16 protein-coding genes are annotated in these 16,971 nt (G+C 69.2%); 13 read left to right on the top strand and 3 right to left on the bottom strand.

From position 1 onward, the window contains the following. Nucleotides 1–129: 129 nt before the first annotated feature. From ACFY5C_RS29985 to ACFY5C_RS29950, 8 genes are all read left to right on the top strand, one after another. Nucleotides 130–804: an HAD family hydrolase gene (locus ACFY5C_RS29985; RefSeq protein ID WP_389449740.1), complete on the top strand. Its 675-nt coding sequence runs from the start codon at nucleotides 130–132 to the stop codon at nucleotides 802–804. 60 nt (nucleotides 805–864) lie between these two features. Beyond that, entirely contained in the window at nucleotides 865–2,085 is a 1,221-nt protein-coding gene (locus ACFY5C_RS29980) for an MFS transporter (RefSeq protein WP_389449738.1), read from the top strand. Next, on the top strand, nucleotides 2,036–3,208 hold the full coding sequence (locus ACFY5C_RS29975; RefSeq protein ID WP_389449736.1) for an acetoin utilization protein AcuC: 1,173 nt from the start codon (nucleotides 2,036–2,038) through the stop codon (nucleotides 3,206–3,208). The genes ACFY5C_RS29980 and ACFY5C_RS29975 overlap by 50 nt, the downstream gene beginning before the upstream one ends. Nucleotides 3,209–3,528: 320 nt before the next feature. Then, on the top strand, nucleotides 3,529–4,344 hold the full coding sequence (locus tag ACFY5C_RS29970) for a phosphatase (RefSeq protein WP_389449734.1): 816 nt from the start codon (nucleotides 3,529–3,531) through the stop codon (nucleotides 4,342–4,344). Between the two features lie 129 nt (nucleotides 4,345–4,473). Further along, nucleotides 4,474–4,686: a helix-turn-helix domain-containing protein gene (locus tag ACFY5C_RS29965; RefSeq protein ID WP_004984898.1), complete on the top strand. Its 213-nt coding sequence runs from the start codon at nucleotides 4,474–4,476 to the stop codon at nucleotides 4,684–4,686. Between the two features lie 156 nt (nucleotides 4,687–4,842). Beyond that, on the top strand, nucleotides 4,843–4,941 hold the full coding sequence (locus ACFY5C_RS29960) for a 30S ribosomal protein bS22 (protein WP_003948845.1): 99 nt from the start codon (nucleotides 4,843–4,845) through the stop codon (nucleotides 4,939–4,941). Between the two features lie 288 nt (nucleotides 4,942–5,229). Continuing rightward, nucleotides 5,230–6,291, top strand: coding sequence for an NAD-dependent epimerase/dehydratase family protein (locus tag ACFY5C_RS29955; RefSeq protein ID WP_389449732.1), 1,062 nt, complete (start codon nucleotides 5,230–5,232; stop codon nucleotides 6,289–6,291). 14 nt (nucleotides 6,292–6,305) lie between these two features. Then, nucleotides 6,306–7,358, top strand: coding sequence for a lysophospholipid acyltransferase family protein (locus ACFY5C_RS29950; RefSeq protein WP_389449729.1), 1,053 nt, complete (start codon nucleotides 6,306–6,308; stop codon nucleotides 7,356–7,358). Nucleotides 7,359–7,434: 76 nt separating this feature from the next. Here the strand turns inward: ACFY5C_RS29950 and ACFY5C_RS29945 are convergent, their stop codons facing one another. The 3 genes from ACFY5C_RS29945 to ACFY5C_RS29935 all read right to left on the bottom strand — a co-directional run bounded on the left by ACFY5C_RS29945 (nucleotide 7,435) and on the right by ACFY5C_RS29935 (nucleotide 11,054). Then, entirely contained in the window at nucleotides 7,435–8,682 is a 1,248-nt protein-coding gene (locus ACFY5C_RS29945) for a DUF5667 domain-containing protein (protein ID WP_389449726.1), read from the bottom strand. Between the two features lie 247 nt (nucleotides 8,683–8,929). Then, entirely contained in the window at nucleotides 8,930–9,703 is a 774-nt protein-coding gene (locus ACFY5C_RS29940) for an ECF subfamily RNA polymerase sigma factor, BldN family (protein WP_389449723.1), read from the bottom strand. A 430-nt stretch (nucleotides 9,704–10,133) separates the two neighbouring features. Further along, complete coding sequence (locus ACFY5C_RS29935; protein ID WP_389449720.1) at nucleotides 10,134–11,054, bottom strand: HAD family hydrolase; 921 nt, start codon at nucleotides 11,052–11,054, stop codon at nucleotides 10,134–10,136. 152 nt (nucleotides 11,055–11,206) lie between these two features. On the opposite strand from ACFY5C_RS29935, the gene ACFY5C_RS29930 reads away from it, so the two are divergent. From ACFY5C_RS29930 to ACFY5C_RS29910, 5 genes are all read left to right on the top strand, one after another. Next, on the top strand, nucleotides 11,207–11,494 hold the full coding sequence (locus tag ACFY5C_RS29930; protein WP_383610424.1) for a glutaredoxin family protein: 288 nt from the start codon (nucleotides 11,207–11,209) through the stop codon (nucleotides 11,492–11,494). Between the two features lie 280 nt (nucleotides 11,495–11,774). After that, entirely contained in the window at nucleotides 11,775–12,545 is a 771-nt protein-coding gene (locus ACFY5C_RS29925; RefSeq protein WP_389449717.1) for a redox-sensing transcriptional repressor Rex, read from the top strand. Beyond that, nucleotides 12,542–14,311 (top strand): glutamyl-tRNA reductase, encoded by a 1,770-nt coding sequence (locus ACFY5C_RS29920; protein ID WP_389449714.1) that lies wholly within the window; start codon nucleotides 12,542–12,544, stop codon nucleotides 14,309–14,311. Before ACFY5C_RS29925 ends, ACFY5C_RS29920 begins: the two co-directional genes overlap by 4 nt. After that, on the top strand, nucleotides 14,308–15,267 hold the full coding sequence (gene hemC / locus ACFY5C_RS29915; protein WP_389449711.1) for a hydroxymethylbilane synthase: 960 nt from the start codon (nucleotides 14,308–14,310) through the stop codon (nucleotides 15,265–15,267). The genes ACFY5C_RS29920 and hemC overlap by 4 nt, the downstream gene beginning before the upstream one ends. After that, the gene (locus ACFY5C_RS29910; RefSeq protein ID WP_389449708.1) at nucleotides 15,264–16,970 is read left to right on the top strand and encodes a uroporphyrinogen-III synthase; all 1,707 of its coding nucleotides are present in this window, start codon (nucleotides 15,264–15,266) and stop codon (nucleotides 16,968–16,970) included. The genes hemC and ACFY5C_RS29910 overlap by 4 nt, the downstream gene beginning before the upstream one ends. Nucleotide 16,971: the final 1 nt, after the last annotated feature.

Genomic DNA, 16,971 nt, shown 5'->3' with positions numbered 1-16,971 from the left:
GAAGCTAAGCCTTACAGCGCCGATGGTACTGCAGGGGGGACCCTGTGGGAGAGTAGGACGCCGCCGAACAAATTGTGAGAAAGGCCCACACCTTACGGTGTGGGCCTTTCTGCGTTTAGGCTCAAACGCATGCGCTATGACCTCGTCATCTTCGACAACGACGGTGTGCTCGTCGACAGCGAGCCCATTTCCAACCGGCTGCTCGCCGCGTATCTCACCGAGCTGGGGCACCCGACCTCCTATGAGGACTCCATTCGGGACTACATGGGCTCGGCGATGCATCGGATTCATGAGTTGGTGCTGGAGCGGACAGGGCGGCGGCTTCCCGGGGACTTTGATGACGTCTTCCATGCGCGTGTGTTCGCCGCGTTCGAACGGGAGTTGAAGGCGGTGGCCGGCGCGGCGGACGTACTCGAGAAGCTCGGTGGGGACGGTGTGCCGTACTGCGTGGCGTCGTCCGGGAGTCATGAGCGGATTCGGGTGGGGCATCGGACGACGGGGCTTGAGCGGTTCTTCGATGAGGGGCGGGTCTTCAGTTCGCAGGACGTGGGGCGGGGGAAGCCGGCGCCGGATCTGTTTCTGTACGCGGCCGAGCGGATGGGGGTCTCGCCGGAGCGGTGTGTCGTTGTCGAGGACAGTCCGCTGGGGGTGGAGGCTGCCGTGGCGGCGGGGATGGACGTGTACGGGTTCACCGCGATGACGCCCGCCGCGAAGCTGGGCCGCGCCAGTCGACTCTTCGCCGACATGGGGGAGTTGGCCGACCTGCTGGTGTCGCCCGACGTGCGCGACGCCCAGCAAACTTGAGGGGAATTCATCTTTGGCTGGATCTACCCACCAGTACCCCGGGGCCCTACGCTCGCCGCCATGACTGATGTGCTGCGGCGCGGTAGGGCCTCGTTGGCGTTCGGCTTCTTCGCTCAGGGAGTTGCTTTTGCCCTGCTCGTGACTCGGATTCCGGCCATCCAGGACCGGTACGGGGTCTCCGACGCGCTGCTGCCCGCCTTTCTCGCCGCGGTACCGATCCTGGCCGGCGTCGGGAGTGTGACGACCGAGCGGCTGGTGAAACGGATACCGCCGAGCCGGGTGCTGCGGTGGTCCCAGCCCGTCGTGCTCCTGGCGCTGTTCGGGGTCGGGGCGGGGGAGCGGATGGTCGAGCTGGGGCTCGCGCTGGCCGCGTTCGGGCTGGCGGTGGGTGCGCTGGATGCCTCGATGAACATGCTCGGGGTGAGCCTGCAGCGGTCGTACGGGCGCAGCATCATGCTCAGCTTCCATGCCGTGTACAGCCTGGGCGGGATCGTCGGGGCGTCTTTGGCCTGGGTGGGGGCCCACTGGGATCTGGCGCTGGTCGTGTCGTATCTACCGGTTGTCGTGGTGTTGTTGCCGGCCGCGCTGGTGGGGAGTCGGTGGTACGTCGACGGTGGAAGCGGCGGGGTCGGCGCCGTGGTGGAGGAAGCGGGTGAGGGCGGGCCCGTTGTGTTCAGGATGCTGCTGCCGCTGTGTCTGGTGATGACCTTCGCGTACATCGGCGACTCGACCGTCTCCAACTGGAGCGCGAAGTATCTCCAGGATGTGCTCGGGAGCTCGGAACAGATGGCGACCGTGCCCTACAACGTCTATATGGTCACGACGCTGCTGGGGCGGGCCATCGGGGACTTCGGGGTGCGGCGGCTCGGGGCTGTCGCGGTCGTGCGGATGGGGGCCGTGGTGGCGGCCGTCGGGTTCGCGGTGGTGGCCGGCGCGCCAGGGGCGTGGGTGGGGATGCTGGGGTTCACGCTGCTCGGGCTGGGGTTGTGTGTACTGGTGCCGCAGACGTTCGCGGCGGCAGGGCGGCTGTTCCCGGGTGGTTCTGATGCGGCCATTGCGCGACTCAATGTGTTCAATTACGTGGGGTTTTTGATCGGTTCGCCTTTGGTGGGTGCGCTGGGCGACGCGTGGAACTATCGCGGGGCGATGCTTGTGCCGATGGTGTTGGTGCTGGTGACGCTCGTGTACGCCCGTTCGTTCGCCGCTCAACCGGACCGATACGGTGTCGGGCATGAGCGGCCGAGCACAGCTGATGTGGGACGAGGCAGTAACGGGCTATGACTTCGGCCGGGACCATCCGATGGACCCGGTCCGGCTGGCGCTGACCCGGAGACTCGTCGATGCCTTCGGGCTGGACAAGGACGTGGACGTCGTCTCGGCGCAACCGGCCGGGGAGTCGACCCTGCGGCTGGTGCATCGGGAGGACTACATCGAGGCCGTGAAGGCGGCCTCGGCGAATCCGGCGGCGGCGGATCAGTCGTACGGGCTCGGGACGCTGGATGATCCCGCGTTCGCGGGGATGCACGAGGTGTCGGCGCTCATCGCCGGGCAGTCGGTGGGGGCGGCCGAGGCCGTATGGCGGGGTGAGGCGCTGCATGCGGTGAACTTCGCGGGTGGGCTGCACCATGCGATGCCGGGGCGTGCGTCGGGGTTCTGTATCTACAACGACGCGTCGCTGGCCATTGCCCGGCTGCTGGAGCTGGGTGCCGAGCGGGTCGCGTACATCGACGTCGACGTGCATCACGGGGATGGGGTGCAGGCCGCGTTCTGGGACGATCCGCGGGTGCTGACGATCTCGTTGCACGAGCATCCTCGTACGTTGTTTCCGCAGACCGGGTGGCCGGAGGAGACAGGTGCGGAGGCCGCTGAGGGGTCTGCCGTGAATGTGGCGTTGCCGGCCGGGACCGGGGATGCGGGGTGGTTGCGGGCGTTCCATGCTGTCGTGCCGGAGTTGATCGGTGACTTTCGGCCGCAGGTGTTGGTGACTCAGCATGGGGCTGACACGCACTTCGAGGATCCGCTGGCGCATCTTGCCGTTTCGCTGGATGCGCAGCGGGCGGTGCAGGTGGCCTGTCACGACCTGGCGCACGAGTACGCGGATGGGAAGTGGGTTGCGCTGGGTGGGGGCGGATATGCGGTGGTGGAGGTTGTGCCGCGGTCGTGGACTCATCTGGTGGGGATTGCTGCGGGGCGGGCGATTGAGCCTGAGGCGATGATTCCGGAGGGGTGGCGGCAGGAAGTGTTTGCGCGGACTCGGCAGTTGGGGCCGGCGCGGATGACTGATGGGCGGTGGCCTATCTCCTGGGGGGACTGGGAGTCGGGGTACGACCCTGCGGATCGCTTGGATCAGGCGGTGTTGGCTACGCGGCGGGCGGTGTTTCCGCTGCGGGGGTTGTTGCCGTAGGTGGGGTGGGGTTTCGCCCCCGCCGCCCTTACCCTTCCCGTCCTTGAAGGGGCTCCGCCCCTTCGACCCCGCCAGGGGGCGCAGCCCCCTGGACCCCCCATCGGCCTGAACGGCCTCGTCCTCAAACGCCGGACGGGCTGAAAGGCCCGGACCGGCACCAACAGGCTCCGCCTGCATGCGCGCAGCCCTCAGGGGGTGCCTCGTCCTCGAGCGCCGGACGGGCTGGAATGCCTGGGCCGACGCTGCCGCCGTTAGCCCGACTGTGCGGCCTTTCCCCGTTCCTCCGACTCCCTCCCGTTTCGTCCGTCACCATCGCTCTCGTGGTGAGTCGCGGAGCGCTTCGTGCCCATCTTCTGGATGCTCGGCTGGCCGGGGTCGTGGCTACTTCTCGGGAGGTGAGTCTGAGGAGTTATCGGCTGTTCGCGGCTCGTGATCCGCGTGTGGTTATTGGGCTTGATCCTGTGGGGAGTTGGCGGCAGCGGGATCTGATTGCGTTGATGGCGGACAGGTGTGGGGTTTCAGCCGATCCAGCGTGCGTATCTGGACTGGATGTGATCGATCCAGAGCGAACTTTGACAGCCCTGGATGCCTTTGCTGATCGAGTCGCGGATGCCGCCCAGCGCAGCGCGCCCGTGCTGCTCGGTACCGGGCACCCGCATCGACTGCTCGGGTTCTACGCCGCCTTGGCGGACGCGTTGTCGGCGGCGGGATGTGCCGTACTCACCCCTGCGCATGGTCGTTGTGTCGACATAACGACCCGGTTCGGTCTACGCACGTACAACCTTGCCTACGTACGAGGAGTCGCGTTGGTGCGGGAACCCGGCCTCTCTCGCCCCGGTTGTGAGCCCGGCGCACACACGCACTCACCGCTCCCGGTTCGTACCGCGCTGGCGGCCGCGGCGGAGGTCGGCGGACCCCTGCCGGAGCTGGTGATCGGGGATCACGGGTGGGTCTGCGGGGCAGGTCAGCTGGGGTTTGAGGCGATTGGGCTGGCCGATACCGATGACCCCGCGCTCTTCGTGGGGGAGGCTGAGGGGGTCGTGTCCGTCGTCGTTCCACTTGATGACGCTGTGCGGTCTGATTACTACCGGCCGCTTACCCGCTACGTACTCAATCGGGCGTGTCTGTCACAGTAGGCCGCCGATGGGTGCACCTCTTCCCCACTCGCATCACACGCCCCTACCCTGGGGAGTGAGCACGCAACGACGAAGAGTCACCGGAAGGGGAAGCCGGTGGCCGTCGAGTGCGGAAGGTTCAGGTGTGTCATGGCTGCAGCTGGCGAGAGGCCTCTGAACGAGGTTCAGTTCCTTACCGTGGCGGAAGTCGCCTCGGTGATGCGAGTGTCGAAGATGACCGTGTACCGGCTGGTGCACAGCGGTCATCTGCCCGCGATCCGGGTGGGGCGGTCCTTCCGCGTCCCCGAGCAAGCGGTTCACGAGTACCTCCGCGAGAGTTACGTGGGGGTGGAAACCGCCTGACAGTGACGGGTGAGGGGGGATCCTCAGGGCTTTGCAGGATTCCCCCTCGTCCCCTCGATTACGACCTCAGCGCTCGGGCGGGTAGGCTAGCCCCTCGTAGGTCGTATGGGCCCATGGCGCCCAACGCCGAGTGATGAGAAGTGAGCGAGGGTAGTCGTGGGCTCTGTTATCAAGAAGCGGCGCAAGCGGATGGCTAAGAAGAAGCACCGCAAGCTGCTCAAGCGCACGCGCGTTCAGCGTCGCAACAAGAAGTAAGCGGCGCGCTGCGAAAGCGGCGTGTTTGTGGCCCCCCACCGGATCCGGTGGGGGGCCACACGCTTTTGGGGCCGGTGGGCGAGACCGGGGAGCGGGATATGTGCGATGAGCCGAACTCCGTACGTATGCCTGTACGCAGGCCTGGCCCGTCTGGTCGTACGCATGGAATTCCCGTCACTTCATGCATTGGGCGGTCATCACAGCGCAACACCGACCCGCTAAGTTGGCCGCACACGGGGAACACGGGGAACTCGGCAGGGTACGAGTGCTGGAAGGAAGGCGCTGATCTTGGGCAAGGTCGTGCTCGTGACCGGAGTGGCCCGTCAACTGGGGGGCCGGTTCGTACGACGGATCCAGCGTGACCCACAGGTGGACCGAGTGGTCGCCGTGGACGCGGTACCGCCCGAGCATCATCTGGGCGGCGCCGACTTCATCCAGGCCGACATCCGGCAGCCCACCATCGCGCGGGTGCTGGCGGAGAGCGGCGCGGACACCGTCGTACACATGGACGTGACCGGAACCGCGCTCGGCAGCGGCAGCCGGACCACGGTCAAGGAGACCAACGTCATCGGGACGATGCAGCTGCTCGGCGCCTGCCAGAAGTCCCCCAACGTCAAGCGGCTGGTGGTCAAGTCCAGCACGAACGTCTACGGGTCCGCGCCTCGCGACCCGGCCGTCTTCACGGAGACCACGCCGCCCAAGTCGCTGCCGAGCGGCGGCTTCGCCAAGGACGCCGTCGAGGTGGAGGGCTATGTCCGCGGGTTCGCGCGGCGGCGGCCGGACGTGGCCGTGTGCGTGCTGCGGTTCGCCAACATCCTCGGCCCGACCGCGGACACGCCGCTCGCCTCGTACTTCTCGCTGCCGGTCCTGCCGACCGTGTTCGGCTACGACCCGCGGCTGCAGTTCGTCCACGAGGACGACGTGATCGAGGTGCTGCGCATCGCCTCGCACGAGCCGGCACGGGGCACGCTCAACAGCGGCACCTTCAACATCGCCGGCGACGGTGTCCTGCTGCTGTCGCAGTGCTCCCGGCGCCTGGGCCGCCCCACCGTGCCGCTGCTGCTTCCCGCGGTGACATGGGCGGGCTCCCTGGTGCGTACGCTGGGTATGTCGGACTTCTCGCCGGAGCAGATCCGGCTGCTCACGCACGGCCGGGTGGTGGCGACGGACCAGATGCGAGAGACGCTCGGATTCAAGCCGAAGTACACGACGGCGGAGACCTTCGCGGACTTCGCGCGCAGCCGCGCGCCCGGCCTGCTGCCGCCGGAGGCCCTTGCGGGGGCCGTCGACCGGATCGCCGCGCTGCCCGTCCTGGGCAGCGGAACCCCCCCGACGCAGAGCGCCAACTGAGGAGCGCATCAACGATGGCGGACGCCAAGGTCATTCCGTTCGACGACGACCGGTCCCGCGGGAGCGCCGTGCAGCGGCCTTCGCGGCGCCGGAGCGCGGGGAGCCGGCGTAAGAACGGTGAAGCCGCGCTGGTACGCGAGGTCCAGCCCCTCCCGGGACGGGCCTTCGCGCAGGATGATGTTCCTGTGACACCTGAGGAAGAGCCGCCCGGCAAGACGCAGGACGACGGTGGTCTGGAACGGCGGATCGCGAGCGGCCTGGCCTTCCTGCGCCGCCGCCTCACCGGGGACTACGAGGTCGACGACTTCGGGTACGACGAGGAGCTCACCGACCAGGTCCTGATGTCCCTGCTGCGCCCGGTGTACGAGAACTACTTCCGGGTCGAGGTGAAGGGCGTCGAGAACATCCCGTCCGAGGGCGGCGCGCTGATCGTCGCCAACCACTCCGGCACGCTGCCGCTGGACGGCCTGATGATGCAGGTCGCCGTGCACGACAACCACCCGGCGGGCAGGCACCTGCGGCTGCTCGCGGCCGACCTGGTCTTCATGCTGCCGGTGGTCAACGAACTCGCCCGCAAGCTCGGCCACACCCTCGCCTGCGCCGAGGACGCCGAGCGGCTGCTGGGCCAGGGCGAGTTGGTCGGCGTGATGCCGGAGGGCTTCAAGGGCATCGGCAAGCCCTTCAGCGAGCGCTACAAGCTGCAGCGCTTCGGCCGCGGCGGCTTCGTCTCCACGGCCCTGCGCCAGGGCACGCCGATCATCCCCTGCTCGATCGTCGGGGCAGAAGAGATCTACCCGATGATCGGGAACGCGAAGACGCTGGCGCGGCTGCTGGGGTTCCCGTACTTCCCGTTGACGCCGACGTTTCCGTGGCTGGGTCCGCTCGGTGCGATTCCGTTGCCGACCAAGTGGACGATCCAGTTCGGGGAGCCGATCCCCACGGACGGCTATCCGCCGGAGGCGGCCGAGGACCCGATGCTGATGTTCAACCTGACGGACCAGGTCAGGGAGCAGATCCAGCACACGTTGTACAAGCTGCTGGTGCAGCGGCGGTCGGTGTTCTTCTGATTCTGATGCGTCGATGCCGATGGGGGCGCCCCTCGTGGGAAGGGCGCCCCCATCGACGTACGGCGTGGCTCTGCTGCTAGTTCGCGTCCTCGCTGTCGATGCCCAGGCCGGGCAGGAGGCCCGGGAGCAGGGGCGGGAGGGTGACGGCGGGCTCGGTGCTCGGGGTGGACGTGGACGGTGAGGCGCCGGTGCTGCCGGTGTCCTTCGGCGGGTCGAGCAGGCCGCCGGTGTTTCCGCCGAGCAGGCCTTCGCCCTCGCCGGTCGAGCCTTCGGCGGACTTGCTGGGGCTGCTGGACCGGTTGCCGTCGGAGGAGCCGCTGCCGCCCGCGCTGGGGCGGGCCGACCGGTCGGATCCGGAGGTACCTGTGGATGCCGATCCGGAACCGCCCTGCCGCTTTCCGTCGCCGCCCTGTGCCGGAGTCGGCGGGAGGAGGGACTGCAGCGGGGCGACCTCTTCGTCTATGGCGTCGAAGACCGAGGACACCTGGTCACTGACGTCCCCGAGCTGGAGGGGGAGCCGCTCGCGCAGGACGCCCCACGCAGCCCGGTGCGAGCGTGAGAAGGCGGAGAGGGCCTGGATGGGCCCCAGGGAGCCCGGATCGCGCTTGTAGGCCTCACGGAGCAGGCGGTGCCCCTCCGAGGCGTCGTGGCGCATGCCGGACAGGGCACGGCGGACCTCGCCGACCGACTCGTGGTCGAGCTGTCCGCCGCGGTCACGCTCCATCAGCCTGCGGGCCTCGCTCAGCCGGGTGGAGGCCTGGTCGAGATACGTTCGCCCGCGCTCGTCGTCGCCGTCGGCCAGGACATTGAGCCTGAAGTCCTCGATGCCGCGCTTGAGTCCGTAGAGATTGTCACCGGGCAGGGCCTCGGAACTCGCTGCCGCGACTCCGCCGAAGGCCCCTGCGGCGACTCCTACGCTGAGCCCGCCCGCGGTCAGGCCCTTGGCCAGCCGGGAACGCGGCCGGAACTTGCCCAGCGGGGACGCCCGGTGTGCGCCCCGTGCCCGATGCGAACGCTGCTCGGGCAGGCCGGCACTCGCCTCGCCCTCCGCGGTGCCCTCCTGCAGCATGGCCTCCATGGCGGCCACGAGCTGGGCCCGCTGGACGACCTTGACCTCCGGGTCGAGCACGGGCTTGGGCAGCTCGTCCAGACTCGTGGTGAGGGCCAGCAGGCGCCCCTGCTCGGTCTGTTCCGCAGCAGCCGGTGCCGGTGCCGATACATCGCACTGCTCGGCCTGCTCGGCCGCCGAGACCCGGTCGGTCAGCTCCTCCAGGGCCTGGGCGAAGGCGTTCGCCCGCCGGTGCGCCGATACGTTCGCGATCACTGGCGGCACCTCCTCTCGTCATCACGGTCGACTCCCCAGGGGGTCCTGAGGGTTGCACGCCCTGACCGAATCCACACGATCGAGTGATCAGAGTCGGCCAGAGAGTGACCACAGGGAGCCTGCATCCCGCACAACGAGCGGCTTGGCACTTGGGTTACGGACTGAGGATGAACGAGCCGCGAAGTCAACGGACTTTCACCGAGGGTGAGTTGGAGGTTGCGGAGTGTGCTGGTTCGGTAGGGGCCGCTCAGCGGGCGTCTTCCGGGAGCAGCCGGGCGAGGGTGCGCACGGCGCGGTACTGGAGGGTCTTGATGGCGCCCTCGTTCTTGCCCATGACACGGGCGGTCTCGGCGACGGAGAGGCCCTGGAGGAAACGGAGGGTGACGCACTCCTGCTGTTGCGGATTGAGGCGTCGTACGGCTTCGAGGAGGGCGGCGTTGGAGAGGGACTCGAGGACGGAGTCCTCCGGGGAGCGCTCGACCTCGTTGGCGTCGAGCATCTCGCCGGTGGTCACCTCCAGCCGGAAGCGGCTGGACTTGAAGTGGTCGGCGACGAGGTTGCGGGCGATGGTGACGAGCCAGGCGCCGAAGTCCCGGCCCTGCCAGGTGAAGGTGCCGATCCGGCGGAGCGCACGCAGAAAGGTCTCACTCGTGAGGTCCTCGGCGGTGGCCTTACCTCCCACCCTGTAATAGATGTAGCGATAGACGGTGTCGCTGTACTGGTCGTAGAGCCGGCCGAACGCGTCGGCCTCGCCGGCCTGCGCGCGTTCTACGAGGTCCATCATTCGAGCGCTGTCGCTGTCGGCGGCCGGCCGGCGGGCGGTTGCCGCGCCGGCGGAGCGTCCGCGTCTGCCGACGGCGGCGCTGCCGTCGGCGAGCGCGTAGCACGGGCCTACGGGCGCGGTGGTTACGGCGAGGGCGGGGACGGCGTACGCGGTGGGGACGAAGCCGCGCAACAGGTTGTGGACCGTTGCGCGCAGCGTAGCCAGGCCCGAGGCGTCAACCCCGACGTGTGGGTACACGGGACTCCCAGAGGCAGAGCTTCCATCACGTGCAGTGCGGGACCGTTCACCCGTCGTAGCGACGGAGGGGTACCGGATTGCGTCTGAGGAGAATAACGCTTCGTGCAGGCACTGCTACGCCCAGTTGCTCAAATCATCGATTGCGTCTCTTCTGTAACCGATTGACGTCCTATCAAGTGCCGGAGAGTGACCGGTTGTTGATCGAAGTCGTCCGTGTTCCGGCTTACTCCGGGGCGTGTTGTGGCCGTGTGCAGCCAAGGGGACTGGACAGAGGGTTGCGGGGGTAGGGGGTGCGGATTGGCTTGCCGCCCGGGCGTGGTCAACTCGCTGCCGCCGAGCGTCCTCGCTTCGCCGCCCCTACCGGTCCCGTGCTTGAAGGGGCTCCGCCCAGCGACAGGCTGCCCAGGCATCGGCCTGCAGACCAGGACCGCTACCGCCGCCGCCTGTGCAACGCGATGGCCGCTGCCGTGCCCCCGGCCACCGCACCCACGCCCGCCGCCGCCGGGATGCCGACCTTCGCGGCCTTCCGGCCGGTGCGGTAGTCGCGTAGGCGCCAGTCCAGCTTCCGGGCGTGTTTGCGGAGCTTGGTGTCGGGGTTGATGGCGTAGGGGTGGCCCACGAGGGAGAGCATCGGGATGTCGTTGTGGGAGTCGCTGTAGGCCGCGCAGCGGGAGAGGTCCAGGCCCTCCGCGGCGGCCAGGGCGCGGACGGCCTCCGCCTTCGCCGGGCCGTGCAGCGGTTCGCCGACCAGCTTGCCGGTGTAGACGCCGTCCACTGATTCGGCCACGGTGCCGAGGGCGCCCGTCAGGCCGAGGCGGCGGGAGATCACCTGGGCGATCTCGACCGGGGCGGCCGTGACCAGCCACACCTTCTGGCCGGCGTCCAGGTGCGCCTGGGCGAGGGCGCGCGTACCCGGCCAGATGCGCTCGGCCATGTACTCGTCGTAGATCTCCTCGCCGATCGACGTCAGCTCGGCGACACGGTGGCCCTTCACGATCGACAGTGCCGAGTCGCGGGCGTCCTGCATGTGCTCCGGATCCTCGACCCCCGCCAGCCTGAACCACGCCTGCTGCCAGGCGAACTTGGCGAGGTCGCGGGTCTCGAAGAACTTCCGCTTGTAGAGGCCCCGGCCGAAGTGGAAGAGGGCAGCACCCTGCATCACGGTGTTGTCCAGGTCGAAGAAGGCGGCGGCCTGCTCGTCGCCGAGTACCGGGAACTCCGGCTCGACGTCGGAGACCTCCGTCGCTTCCTGCGACGACTTGCGCGCTGCCTCCGCCGAAGCCTCGCCAGCCAACACGCTCCGCGCCGTGGCGGAACGCCTACGGGGAGTGAGCCATCCAAGAGCGGCCATGACCGTGAGCATAGCCAGTTTGTTCGGTGCTTCCGGAGTCGAGAGGTTTGGAGGTTGTGAACTCTCCGCGACCGCGTAGTTAAACAGCGTGGTGAAGCGTCCCTGCAGTACCCGTTCGGCGTCCGCTCGCACACGCGCGTCGGCGCGCGAGAATGGCTGACATGAGCCCGCTCTTTCGCCGCGCCGCAGCCAAGTCTCCCCAGGACCGGCTCGTCACCCTGATCGGAAAGCCCGATTGTCATCTGTGTGATGACGCACAGATCGTCGTCGAGAAGGTGTGTGCCGAACTGGGGGTTCCGTGGGAGCTGAAGGACATCAACCAGGACCCCCAACTCCACGACCAATACTGGGAACAGATCCCTGTCGTCCTCGTCGACGGCGCGCAGCACACGTTCTGGCGCGTGAACGAGGATCGCCTCCGCAAAGCACTGACCGGGTAGTCCAACTACTCCGAAAACGGCTTAGGATCGACGGCGACTTGGTCTCGGGGGCGGGGATCGTTGAGGAGAGTGTGCGGTTTTGCCCCCAAGACTTGAGGAACGGTGGTGCGAATGCGCCGGTTCCACACCTGTGCGCCGGGCGTGCGTGAGCCCGGTCACGTTGGGCGGGCAAATCGGACACCATCTTTGTGCACGCGTTCACAAAGACATAGCCTGCATTCGACGGGGCGGTCTAGGTACGTGTGACCGCCTGCCCCCACGCTCTACCCGCAGGAGCACCGTGGCAACTGGCCGAACTCACCGACCGGCGACCCGTAGCCGAGGGATTCCCGAGGCCACCGTCGCCAGGCTTCCGCTGTACCTCCGCGCCCTGACCGCACTGTCGGAGCGCTCGGTACCCACGGTCTCCTCCGAGGAGCTCGCGGCCGCGGCGGGGGTCAACTCCGCCAAGCTGCGCAAGGACTTCTCGTACCTCGGGTCCTACGGAACGCGCGGTGTCGGCTACGACGTCGAGTATCTCGTGTACCAGATCTCCCGCGAACTGGGGCTCACCCAGGACTGGCCGGTTGTGATCGTCGGTATCGGTAACCTCGGCGCCGCACTCGCCAACTACGGCGGCTTCGCCTCCCGTGGCTTCCGGGTCGCCGCACTCATCGACGCCGACCCGGCCATGGCCGGCAAGCCCGTCGCCGGGATCCCCGTGCAGCACTCCGACGACCTGGAGAAGATCATCCAGGACAACGGCGTGTCGATCGGTGTCATCGCCACCCCCGCCGGTGCCGCCCAGCAGGTCTGCGACCGGCTCGTGGCCGCCGGGGTCACCTCCATCCTGAACTTCGCGCCGACCGTGCTGTCCGTCCCGGACGGCGTCGACGTGCGCAAGGTCGACCTCTCCATCGAGCTGCAGATCCTCGCCTTCCACGAGCAGCGCAAGGCCGGCGAGGAGGCCCACTCCGACGGCGCCGGTCCGGCCGCCGTCACCCGCGAGGAGTCCGGCTCATCCGCCGACAAGGGACCGGACGGGGACGTACCCGCCGTGATGCCGGCATGAGTCTCCTCGTCGTAGGGCTGAGCCACCGCAGCGCCCCGGTCAGCGTCCTGGAGCGCGCGGCGCTGAGCGCGGACGCCCAGATCAAGCTGCTGCAGGACACCGTCGCCGCCGAGCCGGCCACCGAGGCCGCCGTGCTGGCCACCTGCAACCGCATCGAGCTGTACGCCGACGTGGACAAGTTCCACGCCGGTGTCGCCGAGCTGTCCACGCTGCTCGCCCAGCACAGTGGGGTGGGGCTCGACGAGCTCACGCCGTACCTCTACGTCCACTACGAGGACCGGGCCGTCCACCATCTGTTCTCGGTGGCCTGCGGGCTCGACTCCATGGTCGTGGGGGAAGGGCAGATCCTCGGGCAGATCAAGGACTCCCTGGCCAAAGCGCAGGAGCTGCACAGCGCCGGACGGCTGCTGAACGACCTGTTCCAGCAGGCCCTTCGGGTCGGCAAGCGCGCCCACTCCGAGACCGGCATCGACCGCGCCGGGCAGTCCCTGGTCACCTTCGGCCTGGAGCAGCTCGCCGCCGAGACGGACGTCACGGCGTGGGCCCGCGGCAAGAAGGCCTTGGTCATCGGCGCCGGCTCGATGTCCTCGCTGGCCGCCGCCACGCTCGTGCGTGCCGGCGTCGCCGAGATCGTCGTCGCCAACCGCACCTTCGACCGCGCCGAGCGCCTCGCCGCCCTGCTCGCAGAGCAGTATGGACAGGGCTTCGGTCAGATTGACGGTACGGACGTGCCGGCCCGCGCGGTACCGATGGAGTCGGTGCCGGTCGAGCTGACACGTGCCGATGTCGTCGTCTCCTGCACCGGCGCGACCGGGCTCGTCCTCACGGCCGAGGAGATCGCCGCGGGCGTGGAAGGCCGTACCGGTCAGCCGGTCGCCTTCGCGGAAGCCGGCGACAGCGGTCGTACGGCTGCCAAGGCGCCGGCCGCCAGGAGTGCCGTCGACGCCACCGACGTACGGCAGACTCCGCTGCCGCCCACCAGCGTCGGCACCGACGAGGACTGCCCGCTGGATCTCGGCTCCGTGCAGGGAGGTTTCTCCGTCATGGGGGAGGCCGCCGTCGCCGGTATGGACGCGGCCACCCTGGAGCAGCACGCGGCCTGGGCCGCGGGCAGCGCCGTCGACCGCCGTGAGGCTGCCCGGCGCAGCCCCGAGGCCGACGCCGAGCTGATCACCGCGCTCGCCGCGACCGTGGCCACCGTCGGCCGGATTCCCGAGCGTCGCAAGCCCGAGCCGGTCGTCGAGGCGTTCCGCCCCGCGCCGGTGCTCGCCCTGCTCGACCTCGCCATGCCGCGTGACATCGACGCCGCCGTGCACCGGCTCACCGGCGTGCGGCTGGTCGACATCGAATCGCTGGCGGAAGCCTCCGCCGACGCTCCGATGGCGGCCGACGTCGACCAGGTCCGCCGTATCGTCTCCGACGAGGTCGCGGCCTTCGGGGCGGCGCAGCGGGCCGCGCACATCACGCCCACCGTCGTCGCCCTTCGCGCGATGGCCGCCGATGTCGTGGCGAGCGAGATCGCCCGGCTGGAGGGGCGGCTGCCCGGGCTCGACGACAAGCACCGCGGGGAGATCACGCAGACCGTCAAGCGTGTGGTCGACAAGCTGCTGCACGCGCCGACCGTGCGGGTCAAGCAGCTCGCGGCAGAGCCGGGCGGCGCGGGGTACGCGGATGCCCTGAGGACCCTGTTCGACCTCGACCAGGAGACGGTGGCCTCCGTCTCGCGCGCCGAGGACAGCACCGAGAAGGACCGAGGCCCACGATGACTCAGCAGGCACTACGGCTCGGCACCAGGCGCAGCAGGCTCGCCATGGCCCAGTCCGGGCAGGTCGCGGACGCCGTGAGCCAGGTGACCGGACGGCCCGTCGAGCTCGTCGAGATCACCACGTACGGCGATGTCTCGCGCGAGGCACTCGCGCAGATCGGCGGCACCGGCGTCTTCGTCACCGCCCTGCGCGACGCGCTCCTCAAGGGCGAGGTCGACTTCGCGGTGCACTCCCTCAAGGACCTGCCGACCGAGCAGCCCGAGGAACTGACCCTCGCGGCCGTTCCCGAGCGGGAGGACCCGCGCGATGTGATCGTCGCGCTGGACGCCCTGAAGTTCACCGACCTGCCGCGCGGGGCGCGCATCGGTACGGGTTCGCCGCGCCGGATGGCGCAGCTCAACGCGTATGCGCGCAGCCACGGACTGGACATAGAGACGGTCGCGATCCGCGGGAACGTGGATACCCGGATCGGGTACGTGCGCGACGGCGAGCTGGATGCGGTGGTGCTGGCCGCGGCCGGCCTGAGCCGCATCGGCCGCCTCGACGAGGTGACCGACTTCCTGTCGGTCGACACTGTTTTGCCCGCCCCCGGCCAGGGGGCACTGGCGATCGAATGCACCGCGGACAACGCGGACCTGATCGCCGCGCTCGGGGAACTCGACGACCCGTTCACGCGGGTCGCCGTGACCGCCGAGCGCTCACTGCTCGCCGCCCTGGAGGCCGGCTGCAGTGCACCTGTGGGTGCGCTGGCCGACCTTCTGGCCGACGGGCAGATTGTCAAGGAAATGCGCCTGCGGGGCGTCGTCGGCACGACCGACGGCACTCGCATGGTGCAGCTGTCCACCACCGGTCCCGTGCCCGAGACGCACGACCAGGCGCTTGCGCTCGGTCGCGAACTCGCCTCCGAGATGCTTGCCCAGGGCGCGGCCGGTCTGATGGGGGAGCGAGCACAGTGAGCCCCACCACTCTTCCCGCCGGCCTTGAACACGGGCACGTCACCTTCCTCGGTGCCGGACCCGGGGATCCGGGGCTGTTGACTCTGCGCGCCGTCGAAGCGCTGGCGAACGCGGACGTACTGGTCGCCGAGCACGAGGTGCTCGACGTCGTACGTCAGCACGCCAGGCAGGGCGTCGCCGAAGTGCACACGGACACGGGTCCCGAATCGGACACCGCCGTGGGCACAGGCACGCCTCAGCTAGCGGTTGTTGACGGCGCGTCAACCACCGCTGGGCTACCCGCAGTGCGGGATGCCGCACATCTTGTCATGGAGGCCGCACGGGGCGGCAGGCGGGTCGTGCGTGCGGTGTCCGGGGATCCCGGGCTCGACACGTACGCCGCCGAGGAGATGCTGGCGTGCGCCGCGGCCGGCGTGCCGTTCGAGGTCGTGCCGGGTGTCGCCGCCGCCGTGGGCGTGCCCGCGTATGCCGGCGTGCCGCTGCGGGACGCGCAGGGCGCGGACGTGCGGTTCGTGGACGCGCGGACGGCTTCGGACCGGTGCTGGACCGAGGTCGGGGCGTCGGACGGGACGGTCGTCGTCTCGACGACGCTGGATTCCGTGGGCGCGGCCGCCGGTGAGCTGGTGTCGGCGGGGCGCAAGCCCGATACGCCGATGACGGTGACCGTCGCCGGTACGACCACTCGGCAGCGGACCTGGACCGCGACCCTCGGGACCATCGCCCAGACGCTCAAGCAGGCCAAGGTGCTGCCCTCGCCCGAAGGCGGGCGGCCGGTGATAGCCGTGGTCGGTGAGCGTTCCGCCGCCGCCCAGCGCGACCAGCTGTCGTGGTTCGAGTCCAAGCCGCTCTTCGGGTGGCGGGTGCTCGTTCCGCGTACGAAGGAGCAGGCGGCTTCGCTCTCCGACCAGCTGCGGTCGTACGGGGCCGTGCCGCACGAGGTGCCGACGATCGCCGTCGAGCCGCCGCGGACGCCTCAGCAGATGGAGCGGGCCGTCAAGGGGCTCGTGACGGGTCGGTACGAGTGGATCGCCTTCACCTCGGTGAACGCGGTCAAGGCCGTGCGGGAGAAGTTCGAGGAGTACGGGCTCGATGCCCGTGCGTTCGCCGGGATCAAGGTCGCGGCGGTGGGGGAACAGACCGCGAAGGCGCTGGTCGCCTTTGGTGTGAAGCCGGACCTCGTGCCGTCGGGGGAGCAGTCGGCTGCCGGGCTGCTGGAGGACTGGCCGCCGTACGACCCCGTATTCGACCCGATCGACCGGGTGTTCCTGCCTCGCGCGGACATCGCCACGGAGACTCTTGTGGCCGGGCTCATCGAGCTGGGCTGGGAGGTCGACGACGTCACGGCGTACCGGACCGTGCGGGCCTCGCCGCCGCCGGCGGAGACGCGGGAGGCGATCAAGGGGGGTGGCTTCGATGCCGTTCTGTTCACGTCGTCCTCGACCGTGCGGAACCTGGTGGGGATCGCCGGGAAGCCGCACAACGTGACGGTGATCGCCTGTATCGGGCCGGCCACGGCGAAGACCGCCGAGGAGCATGGGCTTCGGGTGGATGTGATGGCTCCGGAGCCGTCCGTGCACAAGCTGGCCGAGGCGCTTGCCGACTTTGGGCTGCGCCGGCGGGCCGCGGCTGTGGAGGCTGGGGATCCGGTCACTCGCCCGAGTGAGCGCAGGCCGGGGGCCCGGCGCCGGCGGTCGACGACGTAGG

The sequence above is a fragment of the Streptomyces sp. NPDC012935 genome (genome assembly GCF_042900345.1).
In the GTDB taxonomy this organism is placed as follows: domain Bacteria; phylum Actinomycetota; class Actinomycetes; order Streptomycetales; family Streptomycetaceae; genus Streptomyces.
The sequence above is the reverse complement of the archived record's forward strand: the minus strand, read 5'-3'. Positions and strand labels throughout refer to the sequence as shown.